This is a genomic window from Sphingomonas bacterium (genome assembly GCF_028292945.1).
In the GTDB taxonomy this organism is placed as follows: Bacteria; Pseudomonadota; Alphaproteobacteria; order Sphingomonadales; family Sphingomonadaceae; genus Sphingomonas.
In genome coordinates this window covers 1-14,102 of the sequence record NZ_JAQGLJ010000013.1, presented here as the reverse complement: position 1 = coordinate 14,102, position 14,102 = coordinate 1, and the positions used below count along the sequence as shown (strand labels likewise).

Annotated in this window: 17 protein-coding genes; 10 read left to right on the top strand and 7 right to left on the bottom strand. The window is 69.5% G+C overall.

The window, feature by feature from the left end:
- Positions 1-25: 25 nt before the first annotated feature.
- From ftsE to JWN21_RS01660, 4 genes are read left to right on the top strand one after another with little or no spacing between them, the layout of a single operon-like run.
- A complete protein-coding gene (ftsE, locus tag JWN21_RS01675; RefSeq protein WP_299645666.1) occupies positions 26-754 on the top strand; it encodes a cell division ATP-binding protein FtsE in 729 nt (242 codons plus the stop codon).
- Entirely contained in the window at positions 751-1,629 is an 879-nt protein-coding gene (locus JWN21_RS01670) for a cell division protein FtsX (protein WP_367182896.1), read from the top strand. The genes ftsE and JWN21_RS01670 overlap by 4 nt, the downstream gene beginning before the upstream one ends.
- A complete protein-coding gene (locus JWN21_RS01665) occupies positions 1,626-2,159 on the top strand; it encodes a YdcF family protein (RefSeq protein ID WP_299645665.1) in 534 nt (177 codons plus the stop codon). Before JWN21_RS01670 ends, JWN21_RS01665 begins: the two co-directional genes overlap by 4 nt.
- Positions 2,156-2,845 (top strand): lysophospholipid acyltransferase family protein, encoded by a 690-nt coding sequence (locus JWN21_RS01660; RefSeq protein ID WP_367182895.1) that lies wholly within the window; start codon positions 2,156-2,158, stop codon positions 2,843-2,845. Before JWN21_RS01665 ends, JWN21_RS01660 begins: the two co-directional genes overlap by 4 nt.
- 4 nt (positions 2,846-2,849) lie before the next feature.
- On the opposite strand, the gene JWN21_RS01655 is transcribed toward JWN21_RS01660, so the two are convergent.
- Positions 2,850-3,719 (bottom strand): metal-dependent hydrolase, encoded by an 870-nt coding sequence (locus JWN21_RS01655; RefSeq protein ID WP_299645664.1) that lies wholly within the window; start codon positions 3,717-3,719, stop codon positions 2,850-2,852.
- 12 nt (positions 3,720-3,731) lie between these two features.
- On the opposite strand from JWN21_RS01655, the gene JWN21_RS01650 reads away from it, so the two are divergent.
- Entirely contained in the window at positions 3,732-3,950 is a 219-nt protein-coding gene (locus JWN21_RS01650) for a hypothetical protein (protein WP_299645663.1), read from the top strand.
- On the opposite strand, the gene JWN21_RS01645 is transcribed toward JWN21_RS01650, so the two are convergent.
- The gene (locus tag JWN21_RS01645) at positions 3,947-4,165 is read right to left on the bottom strand and encodes a hypothetical protein (protein ID WP_299645662.1); all 219 of its coding nucleotides are present in this window, start codon (positions 4,163-4,165) and stop codon (positions 3,947-3,949) included. The genes JWN21_RS01650 and JWN21_RS01645 overlap by 4 nt on opposite strands.
- A gap of 2 nt (positions 4,166-4,167) precedes the next feature.
- Positions 4,168-4,938 (bottom strand): Crp/Fnr family transcriptional regulator, encoded by a 771-nt coding sequence (locus tag JWN21_RS01640; RefSeq protein ID WP_299645661.1) that lies wholly within the window; start codon positions 4,936-4,938, stop codon positions 4,168-4,170.
- A gap of 340 nt (positions 4,939-5,278) precedes the next feature.
- Between JWN21_RS01640 and JWN21_RS01635 the strand changes: the two genes are divergently transcribed.
- Entirely contained in the window at positions 5,279-6,040 is a 762-nt protein-coding gene (locus JWN21_RS01635; RefSeq protein ID WP_299645660.1) for a Crp/Fnr family transcriptional regulator, read from the top strand.
- 27 nt (positions 6,041-6,067) lie between these two features.
- On the opposite strand, the gene JWN21_RS01630 is transcribed toward JWN21_RS01635, so the two are convergent.
- The 3 genes from JWN21_RS01630 to hisC all read right to left on the bottom strand — a co-directional run bounded on the left by JWN21_RS01630 (position 6,068) and on the right by hisC (position 8,624).
- The gene (locus JWN21_RS01630) at positions 6,068-6,307 is read right to left on the bottom strand and encodes a hypothetical protein (RefSeq protein WP_299645659.1); all 240 of its coding nucleotides are present in this window, start codon (positions 6,305-6,307) and stop codon (positions 6,068-6,070) included.
- A 165-nt stretch (positions 6,308-6,472) separates the two neighbouring features.
- A complete protein-coding gene (locus tag JWN21_RS01625; protein ID WP_299645658.1) occupies positions 6,473-7,381 on the bottom strand; it encodes a prephenate/arogenate dehydrogenase family protein in 909 nt (302 codons plus the stop codon).
- 124 nt (positions 7,382-7,505) lie between these two features.
- Positions 7,506-8,624: a histidinol-phosphate transaminase gene (hisC, locus tag JWN21_RS01620; RefSeq protein ID WP_299645657.1), complete on the bottom strand. Its 1,119-nt coding sequence runs from the start codon at positions 8,622-8,624 to the stop codon at positions 7,506-7,508.
- Between hisC and chrA the strand changes: the two genes are divergently transcribed.
- From chrA to JWN21_RS01600, 4 genes are all read left to right on the top strand, one after another.
- A complete protein-coding gene (chrA, locus tag JWN21_RS01615) occupies positions 8,584-9,960 on the top strand; it encodes a chromate efflux transporter (protein WP_299645656.1) in 1,377 nt (458 codons plus the stop codon). The genes hisC and chrA overlap by 41 nt on opposite strands.
- Before the next feature lie 34 nt (positions 9,961-9,994).
- Positions 9,995-11,122: a homoserine O-acetyltransferase gene (locus tag JWN21_RS01610; protein ID WP_299645655.1), complete on the top strand. Its 1,128-nt coding sequence runs from the start codon at positions 9,995-9,997 to the stop codon at positions 11,120-11,122.
- A 206-nt stretch (positions 11,123-11,328) separates the two neighbouring features.
- The gene (metW, locus tag JWN21_RS01605; protein WP_299645688.1) at positions 11,329-11,910 is read left to right on the top strand and encodes a methionine biosynthesis protein MetW; all 582 of its coding nucleotides are present in this window, start codon (positions 11,329-11,331) and stop codon (positions 11,908-11,910) included.
- 58 nt (positions 11,911-11,968) lie between these two features.
- A complete protein-coding gene (locus tag JWN21_RS01600; RefSeq protein ID WP_299645654.1) occupies positions 11,969-12,352 on the top strand; it encodes a response regulator in 384 nt (127 codons plus the stop codon).
- Between the two features lie 93 nt (positions 12,353-12,445).
- Here the strand turns inward: JWN21_RS01600 and JWN21_RS01595 are convergent.
- Positions 12,446-14,102 (bottom strand): YfaP family protein (locus JWN21_RS01595; RefSeq protein WP_367182894.1); only part of this gene is annotated, 1,657 nt, incomplete at its 5' end.

The following is a 14,102-nucleotide window of genomic DNA, read 5'->3' as shown; positions in this document are numbered from 1 at the left end:
GGCTGGCGTGCCAAGGTCGCGGGCCATGGCGACCATCGTGCAGTTCGAGAATGTGGGACTGCGATACGGCAGCCCGGGCGGGGCGGAGGCGCCGGCGCCCGAAGTCCTGTCGGACGTATCGTTCAGCCTCCGCGGCGGCGCGTTCTATTTCCTGACCGGCGCGAGCGGGGCGGGCAAGACCTCGCTGCTCAAGCTGTTGTACCTCGCCCAGCGCCCGAGCCGAGGGATCATCCGGCTATTCGGCGAGGATGCGGTGACGATGCCGCGCGCCCGGCTGCCGGGCTTTCGGCGTCGGATCGGCGTGGTGTTCCAGGACTTTCGCCTCGTGCCGCATCTGTCGGCGGCGGACAATGTCGCGCTGCCGTTGCGGGTGGCGGGGGTGCCGGAGGCGGACGTGCTGCAGCCGGTCAAGGAGATGCTCGCCTGGGTCGGGCTGGGGGAGCGCGCGCATGCCCGGCCCGAGACGCTGTCGGGCGGCGAGCAGCAGCGCGTGGCGATCGCGCGCGCGGTGATCGGGCGGCCCGAGATGCTGGTCGCAGACGAGCCGACCGGCAACGTCGATCCGGACATGGCCGAACGGCTGCTGTTGCTGATGGACTCGCTCAACAAGCTGGGCACCACGGTGGTGGTGGCGACCCACGACTTCCACCTGCTCAGCCGCCTGCCGCACGCGGTGATGCTGCGGCTCGACAAGGGGCGGCTGCTCGATCCCACGGGCGCGCTGCGCTATCCGCCGCCGAGGCAGGAAGGGTGAACCGGCGCACCGACGAGCGCCGCGTGCTGGACGAGGCCGGCGGCCTGCGCGCGATGACCGGGGTGATGGCGGTGATGCTGTTCCTGCTGGTGCTGGCGGCCGCGGCAGGGCTGGCGACGGCGAATGCGCGCGGGGCGCTGGACCGGCAATTGGCGGGGCGATTGACAGTGCAGGTGGTGGACGGCGAACCGGCGCGGCGCGACGCGGCGGTGGCGGGCGTTCTGGCCGCGATCCGGGCGCTGCCCGAGGTCGCGCGGGCGACGGTGGTGCCGCGCGCGGAGCTGGAACGCCTGTTGCGGCCTTGGCTCGGAGACGGCGCGGACCCGGCGCTGCCGGTGCCGGCGCTGATCGACGTGGACCTGGCCGACCCGAGCGAAACGGGCGCGGCGCGGGTCGCGGCGGTCGCCAGGCGCGTGAGCGGCGCCGCGCGGGTCGACCGGCACGAGGCGTGGATGAGCCCGGTCAGCGACTTCATGGCCTCGCTGACCTGGCTGGCGGGCGGGCTGGTGGCGTTGATGGCGGCGGCGGCGGCGGCGGTGGTGGTGCTGGCGGCGCGCAACGGGCTGGAGACGCACCGCGCGACGATCGAGGTGATGCACATGCTGGGATCGACCGACGTGCAGGTGGCGCGGCTGTTCCAGCGCCGGCTGGCGCTCGACGCGGCGGCGGGAGGCGGGCTGGGCGCGCTGGCGGCGGCGGGGGTGGTGTGGCTTATGGGCGCGCAGGTCAGCGCGCTGGGATCGGAGCTGCTGGGCGGCGCGACGCTGGGTTCGGGCGACTGGCTGCTGCTGGCGCTGACGCCGCTGCTGTTCGTGGTGCTGGCGACGCTGGCGGCACGCTGGGCGGTGCTGGCGAACCTCAGGCGGACGCTGTGATCCGGCGGTTCTTCTCCGTCGCGGTGATCCTGTACGCGCTCGGCTTCGTGGCGTTCACGCTGCTGTTGCCGGGGCCGCTGGAAGGATCGACGACCGACGCCGTCGTGGTGCCGACCGGCGGGCCGGGGCGCATCGAGCGCGGGCTGGAGCTGCTCGCGCGCAAGCAGGCCAAGCGGATGCTGGTGACGGGCGTCGGCGCGGGCGTACGCAAGGTCGATCTGCAGCGCGAACAGGGCGCCGACCCGCGGCTGCTCGCGTGCTGCGTCGATCTGGGGCCGGATGCGGTCGATACCCGGTCCAATGCCGATGAGACGGCGGCGTGGCTGCGGCGCAACCGCTTCAAGACGGTGCGGCTGGTGACGTCTGACTGGCACCTCGCGCGTGCGGAGATGGAGCTGCGCGCCGCGACCGGACCGCGGCTGGTGGTGCTGGGCGATGGCGTGCCGACCGCGCCGCGCTTCGGCACGTTGTTCAACGAATACAACAAGCTGCTGGTGCGCCGGGTTGCGATCTGGGCGGGGCGGACGTGATCGCCAGCTTGCGGACGCTGCTGTTTCGCATCGTCTTTTATGGCGGATCGATCCTCGTCGTGCTGACCACGCCAATTTCCGCCTGGTTCGGCCGGGCGGCGATGATCCGGCACGCCAGCGCCTGGTCGCGGTATCAGCGTTGGTGCGCGCGGGTGCTGTTGGGCATCACCGTGCGCGTCGAGGGGCCGCGACCCGATCGGCCGGTGCTGTACGCGGTCAAGCACCAGTCCTTCTTCGAGGCGATCGACCTGGAGCATGAGCTGGGCGGGCCGGCGATCATCCTGAAACGCGAGCTGACGCGCATCCCGCTGTGGGGCTGGGCAACCACGGTCTACGGCGCGATCGCGGTCGACCGCGAGGCCTCGGCGGCGATGCTGCGGCGAATGATGACGGAGGGCGCCGCGCTGACGGCCGAGGGTCGCTCGATCCTGTTGTTCCCGGAGGGAACGCGCGTCGCGCCGGGCGAGCGGCCGCCGCTAAAGGCGGGATTCGCCGGCCTGTACAAGGTGCTGAAGCTGCCGGTGGTGCCGATCGCGGTCGACAGCGGCCGGCTGTGGCCCAAGCGCGGAGCCAAGCGCGCCGGCGTCATCACCTATCGCTTCGGCGAGGCGATCCCGCCGGGGTTGCCGCGCGAGGAGGCGGAGCGGCGCGTATGGGAGGCGATGAACGCGCTCGACGACCGATAGACGATCAGGCCGTCGCCACCCTGGGCGCGATCGCCGCTTCATAATCGCTTTCGGCAAGGTTGATGAGCGCGCGGTCGTCGTGCTTCCAGGGGTGGAAGCGAGGCAGGAAATAGGCCGCCCAGACCCCCGCCACCTTGCGGGCCATGCCGGGGTTACCGAAAGCGTACCACGCCAGCCGCGCCCATATGCGCGGACCCGACAGCCCGTCCTGGCGCAGCAGTTCCAGCATGCCGCGCGTGCGCCCGGTGAAGAAGCGCCAGGTGGTGACGAGCATGACCAGCGACTTGACCTGCCACCGCTTCGCCCGCGACCAGTCGCGCGTCGCGTGCAGCCAGGTGTCGTAGGCGACGCCCTTGTGCTCGATCTCCTCCGCCGCGTGCCACAGCCACAGCGCGCGCGCCTGCTCGTCACCGCCCGCCAGATGCTTCGGGTTGGCGATCAGCTCGTGGGCGAGCATGGCGGTGAAGTGCTCCAGCGCAGTCGTCGCGGCGAGTGCTGCGATCGCCGGGCGATCCCTGGTCAGCGCCAGCGCCGCATCGACATCGCGATCGAGCGGCGTCGTGTCATAGCCCTGTTCGGCGACATGGCGATTGAACGCGACATGCTCGCGGGTGTGGATCACCTCCTGCTTGACGAAGGCCTGGATCTCGCCCGCCAGCTTGGGCGGCGTGCCGTCGCGGAAACGGCGGACACTGTCGACGAAATAGGCCTCGCCTTTGGGGAAGGTCACGGACAGCGCGTTATAAAAGGCGGTGGCGACCGGATCGTCGTTCAACCACCAGCGCGACATCTTGTGACCGCGCCCGAAGCGACGGTCGCGCGGCGTGATGGTGAGATCGTGGGGGGTGGGCGAGATCGGGGGCGTGTTCGACATGATCGGCTCCATGTGCATACCACGGTCGAGGCGCGCGACGAGGAGGGGCTGGAGTTCGGCGACCTGGCCGCCGCCAAAATCTCGGCCGCTGCCGGCGCTCCCTTCCTGGTCGGGGAGGAGATGAAGCAGGAGCATCGCTTCAGCCCCAGTCATTCGATCAGGATCACCGACACCGCCGGCCTGCTGCTGCACACCACGCGCTATGGCGACCGTGTGGACGTTCGCCTTTAGAGCTTGGCGAACGCGCGGAGCACAGGTCGTTTCTGTTCGACCGCGACCGCATCGTCGCCTGGTTTTGGCAGCTGCTCCAGATACCGGTTCGCAAGCTCGTAATGCGCCTTGACGGCCGCCGGCACGGTGGCCGCCTGCGCCATCTTCAGCTCCGCTTCGGCGCGGCGGTAGTAATAGTCTTCGGTCTCGTTCGAGACGGCGATCTGATCCTGCACCGTCAGGCTCCTTGTTGCTGGTGACGCGGCGAGACCGACACTTCGGCCCGCTTTGGTTTCAGATATTGTTCATCGAAGCCCGCCATCCTGGTCAGGCCCGCCCAGTCCGGAATGGTGACCCGCCCGCGGCCACGACGGATCAGCCCCGCCTCGTCCAGCGAACGCAGCGTACGGTTGATGTGAACCGCGGTCAGCCCGGCGCAGTCGGCGATGTTCGCCTGCGTCAAGGGCAGCTCGAACTGGTCGCGGCTCCCCAGGCCCTGCTGCTCGTTGCGCACCCCCAGTTCGCACAGCAGGTGGCCCAACCGGGCGGAGGCGCTGCGGCGGCCGACATTGACGATCCATTCGCTCTGGATCGCGCCGTGGAACAGCGACTCGCTCCATATCGCGCGCGACAGTCCGGAGTGAGCGGACATCAGCGCCTGCAGATCGGCGGCGGCGATCGTCGCGACGGTTCCGTCGGTCAGCATCTCCACTTCGTGATCGGCGCGCTGGAACAGGCAACGCTGGATGCCGACAAGGTCGCCACGCATCAGCACGTTGAGGATCTGGCGACTACCGTCGCGCAGCAGCTTGTAGCCCGCGGCGTACCCGTCCAGCAGCACGCAGCAATGCAGCGCGGGGTCCACGCCCCGAAACAGTTGTGCATGCGCGCGGAGCGGACGGCGCTCGAATCGCAAGCTCAGGAGCGCCTCGCGCTCCTCGCGCAACAGATCGCTGTGGAGGGCCAGCTTGCGCACCAGCGGCTCCAGGGTCGCGTCCGAGCGAGGCATGTATGGACCTTCAGGCTGCTCCCCGCCCAGCACAAGCAGCGGAAAGCGGGTTGAACATCTCGCGCAATACGCGGCGCGAATGTGGATCAATAATTCGAGCTAAATCGCGTCACAATAATGTGTGCGTTACCGAACGGAAGGTCCCCCATTCCCAACGAGTTGCGCGTTACCCGATGATCTAGGTTCGGATCGACGGACAGGAGGGGTTCGCGTTACCGCGATGCCCGACGGCTCGCCTTTTCGGGAGAGCGTACGCCAGCGCACAAAGAGCGGCGACCCGGGCGATCCGTGCTATGTGCATGCAATCGCTTGCCGACATCAGGGCGCGAGCGGCTGAGAGATGCGCGCGCTCCCGCCCCGACCCGGAAGCACCGCCATGACCTCGGCCTCGCAGGCGTCGACCGCCAACCTCCTGTTGCGCGCGTTGGCGCCCGAAGACTACGCGCTGCTGGAACCCAGCCTCGAGCGAACCCACCTCCCGGTGCGAAAGCACCTGTTCGAGAGGGAAACCCCGATCGAGCGCGTCTACTTTCCCGAGGGCGGCATTGCGTCGATCGTCGTGGACGACGAGGAGGGTGAAACCGTCGAACTGGGCCTATTCGGCAGGGAAGGCATGTCCGGCGCGCCCGTGCTCCTCGGGGCGGGCAAGTCTCCGCACCGGTGCTTCATGCAGATCGAGGCCGCGTCATCGCTCCACATCGCCTCGGACGCGCTGCTCGCCGCAAGCGACCAGAGTCCCGGGTTGCGCCGCGTGCTGCTGCAGTTCGTCCATGTGCTCGCGGTGCAGACCGCCGCGACCGCCATGGCCAACGCTCACTATCAACTGGCGGAGCGACTCGCCCGCTGGCTGTTGGTATGCCACGACCGGGTCGACAGCGATCGACTGGAGCTGACGCATGAGTTCATGGCGCAGATGCTCGCCGTGCGGCGGTCGGGGGTCACCGTGACGCTCCACACGCTCGAGGGAACCGGCGCGATCCGCAGCACGCGCGGGCTGGTGACGATCCTCGACCGCGCGCGCCTCCGCGAGATCGCCGGGGACAGCTACGGCTTGGCCGAACGAGAATATTCCCGCCTGATCGCGCCGCTCGGAAAAGGGTAGTTCGGGGTCGCCTGCGCCCGTGACAGTCTAGGCGGTGATCGTCACGGCATCGCCGAACGCCAGGCTGTGCACGATGCACCCCGCCTCATCCTCGACATCGATGCGCACGGTCAGATCGATGATTCCCTCTTGCGCACCGCCGGCGATCACGTCGCGCGCGTTTCGCAACGCGTAATCGGCGACCGTGCCCAGGTCGCGACACTCGACGCCGTCCGGGTCCAGAACTTCGCCGTCAGGGTCGCGCGAATGGAAATAGAATCTGGCCACACATGCCTCCACGGCGCAGGCAGGAGCACGGCAGCGTGTCGCAGCCGGCAATGCCTGGGCGGTTTCTGCCGATGCCGCCCTTGGTAGATGCTGATGGCGCGGTGTCGACAACCTCCATCATGATAGACGGCAGCCGACCAGCCGAACCTGACGCTTTCGGCCCGTTCAGTCGTGAGTGCGCCCGAAATCCGCCGCCGCGTCGTCCTGCCCCTGCTCGACGATCGACCGCCGCACCGCGCGCGTGCGGGTGAAATGGTCGAAGAGCTGGTCGCCGGCGCCGACCCGGATCGCGCGTTGCAGCGCGGTCAGGTCTTCGCTGAAGCGTTGCAGCATTTCCAGCACCGCCTCGCGGTTGGTCAGGAAGACGTCGCGCCACATCGTCGGGTCGCTGGCGGCAATGCGGGTGAAATCGCGGAAACCCCCGGCGGAATATTTGATCACCTCGCTTTGCGTCACCGCCTCCAGATCGCTGGCGGTGCCGACGATGGTGTAGGCGATCAGGTGCGGCAGGTGGCTGGTGATGGCGAGCACGCGGTCGTGGTGGTCGGGGGTCATCACCTCGACGTCGGCGCCGAGCCGCTGCCAGAACGCCTCGACGCGCCGGGTCGCAGGTTCGGGCGTGTCGTCAAGCGGCGTCAGGATGCACCAGCGGCGGTGGAACAGCGTCGCAAAGCCGGCTTCCGGCCCGCTCTGTTCGGTGCCGGCGACGGGATGGGCGGGGACCAGCGTCGCGTTCGGCAGCGCCTCGCGCAGCGCGCGCGCAACCTCCGCCTTGCAGCTGCCGACATCGCTGACGATCGCGTCGGTGGGCAGGTCGCCCGCGAAGTCGGCCGCGACCGTGCCGATCGCGCCGACGGGGACGCACAGGATGACGAGGTCGGCGTCGATCACCGCCGCGCCAGGCGTGTCGGTGATGTCGTCGCACAGGTCGATCCGCCGCGCCGTCTCGCGCACCTGCGCGTCGGCGTCATGCCCGGTGACGCGGACGCTCGGCATCTCGGCGCGCACCGCGCGCGCGATTGAGGAGCCGATCAGGCCGAGACCGATGATCGTGACGCGGGCGAAGGGGAGCATTAGTTCGTCACCCCGGACTTGATCCGGTGTCCAGCAGGCGGCCAGCACAGGACAAGCGGCTCAGAAGCTTGGGCTTGCGGCACGTTGGATCCCGGATCAAGCCCGGGATGACGGAGCGAGCGGATCACGCGCCCTCCACCAGCGCGCGCAACGCCGCCGCGACTCCTTGCGTCTCGTCCGCCGTGCCGATCGTAATGCGCAGGCCGTGGGGCAGGCCCTGGCCCGGCAGCCAGCGGACGATGTAGCCGGCGTCCATCAGGCCCTTGTACGCGACCTCGGCGGTGAGCTTGCCCTCGAAGATCACCAGCACGAAATTGGCCTGGCTCGGGATCGCGCGCAGGCCGGCATTGCCCATCTTGGCGATCTCGTCGGAGAACCAGCGCCGCCATTGCGCATTATGCGCGCGGGCGTGGTCGACGAACGCGGTGTCGCCGAGCGCCGCGACGGCAGCGTGCTGGCCGGCGATGGTCATGGAGAAGGGCAGGCGGATGCGGTGCATCGCGTCGATGATCGGCGCGGCGGCATAGCCCCAGCCGATGCGCTCGGCGGCCAGGCCGTACATCTTCGAAAAGGTGCGCGTCACGAGCACGTTGGGCGCGCTGGCGGCGAGCGCCATGCCCCCATCGTCCTTGGCGTCCTGCGCGTTCCCGTCGATATACTCGGCATAGGCGTGGTCGAGGACGAGCAGCACGTGCGCCGGAAGCGCGGCGTGGAGGCGGGCGATCTCATCCTTGGCCGCATAGGTGCCGGTCGGGTTGTTGGGGTTGGCGATGAAGACGACGCGAGTGCGATCGGTGACGTGAGCAAGCACCGCGTCGATATCGGTCGCGTAGTCCTTGTCCGGCGCGATCACCGGCGTCGCACCGACGCGCCGTGCGGCGATCTCGTACACCGCGAAGCCGAAGCGGACGAAGATCACCTCGTCCCCCGGCCCGGCGAACGCGCCTGCCGCGAGGTGCAGCACCTCGTCCGAGCCGTTGCCGTAGATGATGCGCGCCGGGTCCAGCCCGTGCTTCTCGGCGAGCGCCTCGCGGACGATCGAACCGGATGCGTCGGGATAGCGTTCGAGGCTGGTCGCGGCGTCGATGAACGCCTGCCGCGCGGCGGCGGGGGTACCGAGCGGGTTCTCGTTCGAGGACAGCTTCACCACCTTGCGGCCGTCGTCGGTGGTCGAACGGCCGGGGATGTACGGCGCGATGTCCATGATCCAGGATTTGGGCTGCGGAGCGGTGGCGATGGTCATGGCCGGGCGTGTAGCGGCAGCGGCGCGGACCGTCATCCCTTGCGCTTCGAAGCGCGGCTTTCGAGCGGACAACGACATAGCGCGTGACGCGCGCGGGCATGGGCGCAATGGTGCCGACATGCAGGCGGACGGGGCAGCGGAACGCGAGGCGGGGATTCCGGCGATGAGCCATGCCGCGTTGTTTGTGCGGTTCCTGCGCTTCGGGTTTCTAGCCTTCGGCGGGCCGGTCGCGCAGATCGCGATGATCCGGCGCGAGCTGGTCGACGAGGAGCGCTGGATCAGCTCGGCACGCTTCAACCGGATGCTGGCGGTGTTTCAGGTACTGCCCGGGCCGGAGGCGCACGAGCTATGCGTGCATCTGGGGGTGCAGGCGAAGGGGCGGTGGGGCGGCGTGCTCGCGGGGCTGGGGTTCATGCTGCCGGGCCTGCTGCTGATGCTCGCCGCCGCCTGGGCCTATACGCGATTGCCGGTCGGCGGGGCGCTTGCCACCGCGATGTTCGGGGGCGTGCAGGCGGCGGTGCTGGCGGTGATGCTGCGCGCGGTGCATCGGATCGGCGAGCATATCCTGCTCGAACGGTTGCTGATCGCGGTTGCGGTCGGCGCGGCATTGGCGATGCTGGCGGGGGTGAGTTTCTGGATCGTGCTGCCGGCGAGCGGGCTGGCATACGTATTCGCGGCGAGCGGGCGTTATCGTTCCGCCGCTCTCACGATCATTGCCGCGGTTGCCGTTACCGGGATCGTCATCACGGTTTTGCCAGACAGCTCGCGTGCCGCGTCCGCCGTGTCCGGTCCGGCGACCATGGCGGCGTTGTTCCTCGCCGGATTGAAGGGCGGGCTGCTGACCTTTGGCGGGGCGTACACTGCGATCCCGTTCGTGCGCGCGGACACGGCCGGGCGCGGCTGGATCTCCGATGCGCAGTTCCTCGACGGCGTCGGCATCGCCGGGGTGCTCCCCGCGCCGCTGGTGATCTTCGCGACCTTTGTCGGCTGGATCAGCGGTGGTCCGGCTGGCGCGCTGGCGATCACGGCGGGGATGTTCCTGCCTGCGTTCGCCTTTTCGCTGCTGTTCTACGAGCGGCTGGAGGCGGTGGTCGAGAACCAGCGGCTGCAGCTGTTCCTCGCCGGCGTCGCGGCGGCCGTCGTCGGGGTGATCGCGGTGACGTTGGTGGAACTCGCGCGCGGCGTGGTCGGCAACGCGGCCAACCTCGTGGTGGCCGCACTGGTCTTCGTCTGCGCGCTGGTGGTGATGTACCGGTGGAAGAGCAAGCTGGCGACGCCGGTGGTGCTGGGTATCGGTGCGCTGGTCGGCGCGCTGACGCTGTCGGGGGCGGGATAGAGTTTGTCGCCGCCCTCGCCTAGGACGCGCGGCCATGACGGACGCGCGCTTCGGGCTGGAACGCCGGGTGACCCTGCCCGGGCCGCTGGCGCTCGACGGCGGCGGATCGCTCGCGCCCATCGAGGTCGCGTACGAGACCTATGGCGCGCTCGACGCCGATGCGTCGAACGCCGTCCTCGTCTGCCATGCGCTGACGATGGACCAACACGTCGCCTCGCCTTCGCCCCGCACCGGCAAGCCGGGCTGGTGGACCAGCATGGTCGGGCCGGGGCGGCCGATCGATACCGACCGGTTCTTGGTCGTGTGCATCAACGTGCTGGGCAGCTGCATGGGGTCTTCCGGACCGGCGTCGACGGACCCAGCGACAGGGACGCCGGTCGGGATGGCGTTTCCCGTCATCACGATCCGCGACATGGTGCGTGCGCAAGCCTTGCTGCTGGATCATCTCGGCATCGCCAGCCTGGCGGCCGTGGTGGGCGGGTCGATGGGCGGGATGCAGGCGCTGAGCTGGGCGGCGACGTTTCCGGACCGGGTGCGGGCGTGCATGGTGATCGCCTCGACCGCGCGGCACACGGCGCAGAACATCGCCTTTCACGAGGTCGGGCGGCAGGCGATCATGGCCGATCCGCGCTGGAATGGCGGCGACTACGCCTCTGACGATCCGCCCGCGGCGGGGCTGGCGGTGGCGCGCATGGCCGCGCACATCACCTATCTGTCGGAGGCGGGGCTGACGCAGAAATTCGGGCGACGGCTGCAGGCGCGGCCCGACAGCCCCGATGGCGCGAGGACGTTCGGGTTCGACGCCGACTTTCAGGTCGAAAGCTATCTGCGCCATCAGGGGCTGAGCTTCGTCGACCGGTTCGACGCCAACTCCTATCTCTACATCACCCGTGCGATGGACTATTTCGATCTCGCCGAGGAGCATGGCGGGCGGCTGGCGGATGCCTTCCGGGACAGCACCGCACGGTTCTGCATCGTCAGCTTCGACACCGACTGGCTGTACCCGACGCGAGACTCGCGCGCGATCGTCCAGGCGCTCAACGCCGCCGGCGCGCCGACCAGCTTCGTGGAGCTGTCGAGTCCGTTCGGCCATGACGCCTTCCTGCTCGATTCACCCGAGCTGGAGCGAATCGTGCGTGGGTTCTTGGGAACGGGCGCATAGTTCCCCTCCCGCTTGCGGGAGCGGCTGCCGACGAACCTCCCCTCCCGCTTGCGGGAGGGGCTGCCGGATCTCCCCTCCCGCTTGCGGGAGGGGCTGGGGGTGGGCATTGCAATACGGTGTCCGGTACAGGCCCACCCCCGAGCCCTCCCGAGGGCTCTCGTGAAAGTACCACTTTCGCCGGTTCCCCAGGCGGGAGGGGAGAAGCCCTGCGCCCCGACCTGGCGCTGATCGCCGCGCACATCGCGCCAGGCAGCCGGGTGCTCGACGTCGGCTGCGGCGACGGGGCGCTGATGGCGGCGTTGCGCGACGGCAAGGGCGTCGACGCGCGGGGGCTGGAGCTCGATCCGGGCAACGTCGCGGCCGCGATGGGACGCGGACTGTCGGTGGTACAGGGCGACGCGGACGTCGACCTCGCCGACTATCGCGACGGATCGTTCGACTATGCGGTGCTCAGCCAGACGCTGCAGACGTGCCACGCACCCGATCGGGTGCTTGGCGAACTGCTGCGGATCGGCGGCCGGGCATTCGTCAGCTTTCCCAATTTCGCGCACTGGCGGGTGCGGATGAGCCTGTTGTGGGGCGGGCGGATGCCGGTCACGCGGCTGCTGCCCGAGCGTTGGTACGACACCCCCAACATCCATCATCTGACGGTGGACGATTTCCGGGCTTTTGTGCGCGAACAGGGGCTGACGGTGGAGCGGGAATGGTTCCTGGCCGGCGACCGGCGGCGCGGGTCGGGCGCGGCCAACCTGCTCGCCGAACATGCCATTTTCCTGCTCCGTCGTTAACGGCCCGGGAACGGTAACGCCGACGCGGCGTTGGCTACCTTATGATTTGGATCAACTCATGAGCAAGACGGCGCTGATCGTCGAGGACGAGATCTTCGTCGCCCTCGATCTGGAGCGGATACTGCAGGACGCAGGTTACAAGGTGGTGGCGATCGCCGCGGATCGTCAGGAGGCGATGGAGGTGGCCGACCAGTGCCAGTTCGCGTTTGTCGACGTCAATCTGCGCGACGGCTGCACCGGGCCATCGATCGCGCTGCGCATGGCGCGCGATCATGGGGTCAAGGTGGTGTTCGTGACCGCCAATCCCGCCCAGATCGAACAGCCCACGCCCGCTCTGGGCTTCGTGCGCAAGCCCTTCAGCGAAGCGTCGATCCTGGCGGCCGCCAGACTGGCCACGAGCAACGTGGAGCCGGCGCGCGGGCGTATGCTGGAGGCGATCTAGAGCGCGTTTCAGCGGCGCTGAGTCAGCCTTCCCCGGCGGACGCCGGGGAGCGCTTTATGCGGTTCGATCAGGATTTTGAGGGCACCTCGCGCCTCAGGGTCCGACGCGGAGCGTGGCGACCGGACGGGTCCCGTCCTCCCGGTCGCGATCCCGGCCGTCCTGGAACGACAGGTCCAGATCGACCAGCGTCTGCTGCTGCGTGGGTCGCGCGAAATCACGGATCAGGCGCACCAGTACGTGACCCGGGCCATTGGGGTTGATGCGATCGGCGTCATAGCCGTTGATCCTGACCTGATAGGCGCCCGGCGGGGCGCGGCGGATGGCATATTCCTCCGGGCCGTAACCGTCGGTCATGTCGTTGGAGATGCGGCCGCCGGCACTGCTCAGCGGCGCGCCATAATAGACGCGCTCGCCATTGGGCTCGTTCACCCACAGGTCGATGTCGGCATCGTCGGCGGTCCATTCGATGACGATCCGCGCGTCGGTATCGAGCCGCCCGACCAGTCGCGGGTCGAGCGACCAGCGCCCGCCGGCCCGCTCGATCGCGGGGATCAGCGCGTTGGCCTCGGCGAGCGCGATCACCTCCAGCCCGTCATATTCCCGCGATGCGGGGTCGAGCGCGGCGTCGGTCAGCAGCGCGAACGCGCGCTCTAGATCCGGGCGACCTGCCAATCCCCTCGCGTGCCCGCGCGCCGCCAGCGCCAGCGCCAGCGCGCGGGCCGGTTGCGGGCGGAACCCGTCATTGGCGGCGGCGAGCGCGGCCGCGAGTTCGACCGCGCGATCGTGCGCGCCGTCGCGTTCGAGTCGGAAGGCGACGATCTGGCGCGTCTCGTCGTCGCTGAGCGGCAGCTCCAGTGCCGAGAGCAGCAGCTGCATCGCGGTGGCGGGGTCTCCCTTGCCGCGAAACCAGTCGGCGGTGTCGAGGTAGAAGGTCGGCGCGGCACCATAGGCGCGCTCCTGCTCCGCCAGCACGCGCAGCCGGTCGCCGGGCGCGGCCGTGGCGAGCGCCGCGATATAGGGACGACGCGCGGTGAGATCCGCGAGATCGAGGGTGATCGTGGACGACGGTCGCCGGGTGGGCGCAGGCGTCGTGCCCGGTCGTACCCGTGAGCCGGTGACGACGATGTTGGCGGACGAGTCGTCGTCCGCCGCGGCCCCGACCGGGGCTGGCGCCGCTATCGCCGGCGGCGGCGGCGGCGGCACCACCATCGCGGGTGGCATGATCTCGGTCGCATCATTGCCGCGCTTGCGCCGCTGCACGCGGGCGAGCGGCGTGAAGCGGGTGTTCCACCATGTCACCCGATCCGCCCATTGGCCGAGCACATGGGTGAGGCGCTCCTGGCGCGCACCCGCCTTCTCCGCATCATGCTCGACCTTCGCCGCGCGGTAGGTCGTCATCCATTCGTCCGCGAAGCCGGCGGGCGGGGCCAGGCCGGCGCGGAGATATTGGTCGGGTGTCTCCAGCACGAGGAACGACATCGCCGGGCCGGCGACGCCGTAGCGCCGGGCGAGCTCCGCCATTGCGGTGTGTCGCGCGGGGTCGTCGGCCAGTTCGCCGACCTGCTGGGATGCCCAAAGCGCACCGGGCGCGTCCGCAGCGACGGCTTCGGTGGCAGGGTAGCGTCGCTCCTCGCCGCTCACGGCCCGCACGCGCACGCCGCCGTCGGCGGGCATCGGGCCGATCAGCAGCCAGCCACCGGCGGCGGCGGGGAGCGCGCAGAACGTCAACCGTCGTCCGGCACCAACGCGG

Excerpts from the sequence above, each read along its gene's own strand:
- JWN21_RS01655 (WP_299645664.1), bottom strand. The coding sequence starts at position 3,719 with ATGTCGAACACGCCCCCGATCTCGCCCACCCCCCACGATCTCACCATC.
- ftsE (WP_299645666.1), top strand. The coding sequence starts at position 26 with ATGGCGACCATCGTGCAGTTCGAGAATGTGGGACTGCGATACGGCAGC.
- hisC (WP_299645657.1), bottom strand. The coding sequence starts at position 8,624 with ATGACCATCGCCACCGCTCCGCAGCCCAAATCCTGGATCATGGACATC.
- JWN21_RS01600 (WP_299645654.1), top strand. The coding sequence starts at position 11,969 with ATGAGCAAGACGGCGCTGATCGTCGAGGACGAGATCTTCGTCGCCCTC.
- JWN21_RS01640 (WP_299645661.1), bottom strand. The coding sequence starts at position 4,938 with ATGCCTCGCTCGGACGCGACCCTGGAGCCGCTGGTGCGCAAGCTGGCC.
- JWN21_RS01635 (WP_299645660.1), top strand. The coding sequence starts at position 5,279 with ATGCGCGCGCTCCCGCCCCGACCCGGAAGCACCGCCATGACCTCGGCC.
- JWN21_RS01625 (WP_299645658.1), bottom strand. The coding sequence starts at position 7,381 with ATGCTCCCCTTCGCCCGCGTCACGATCATCGGTCTCGGCCTGATCGGC.
- JWN21_RS01610 (WP_299645655.1), top strand. The coding sequence starts at position 9,995 with ATGACGGACGCGCGCTTCGGGCTGGAACGCCGGGTGACCCTGCCCGGG.
- chrA (WP_299645656.1), top strand. The coding sequence starts at position 8,584 with ATGATCCAGGATTTGGGCTGCGGAGCGGTGGCGATGGTCATGGCCGGG.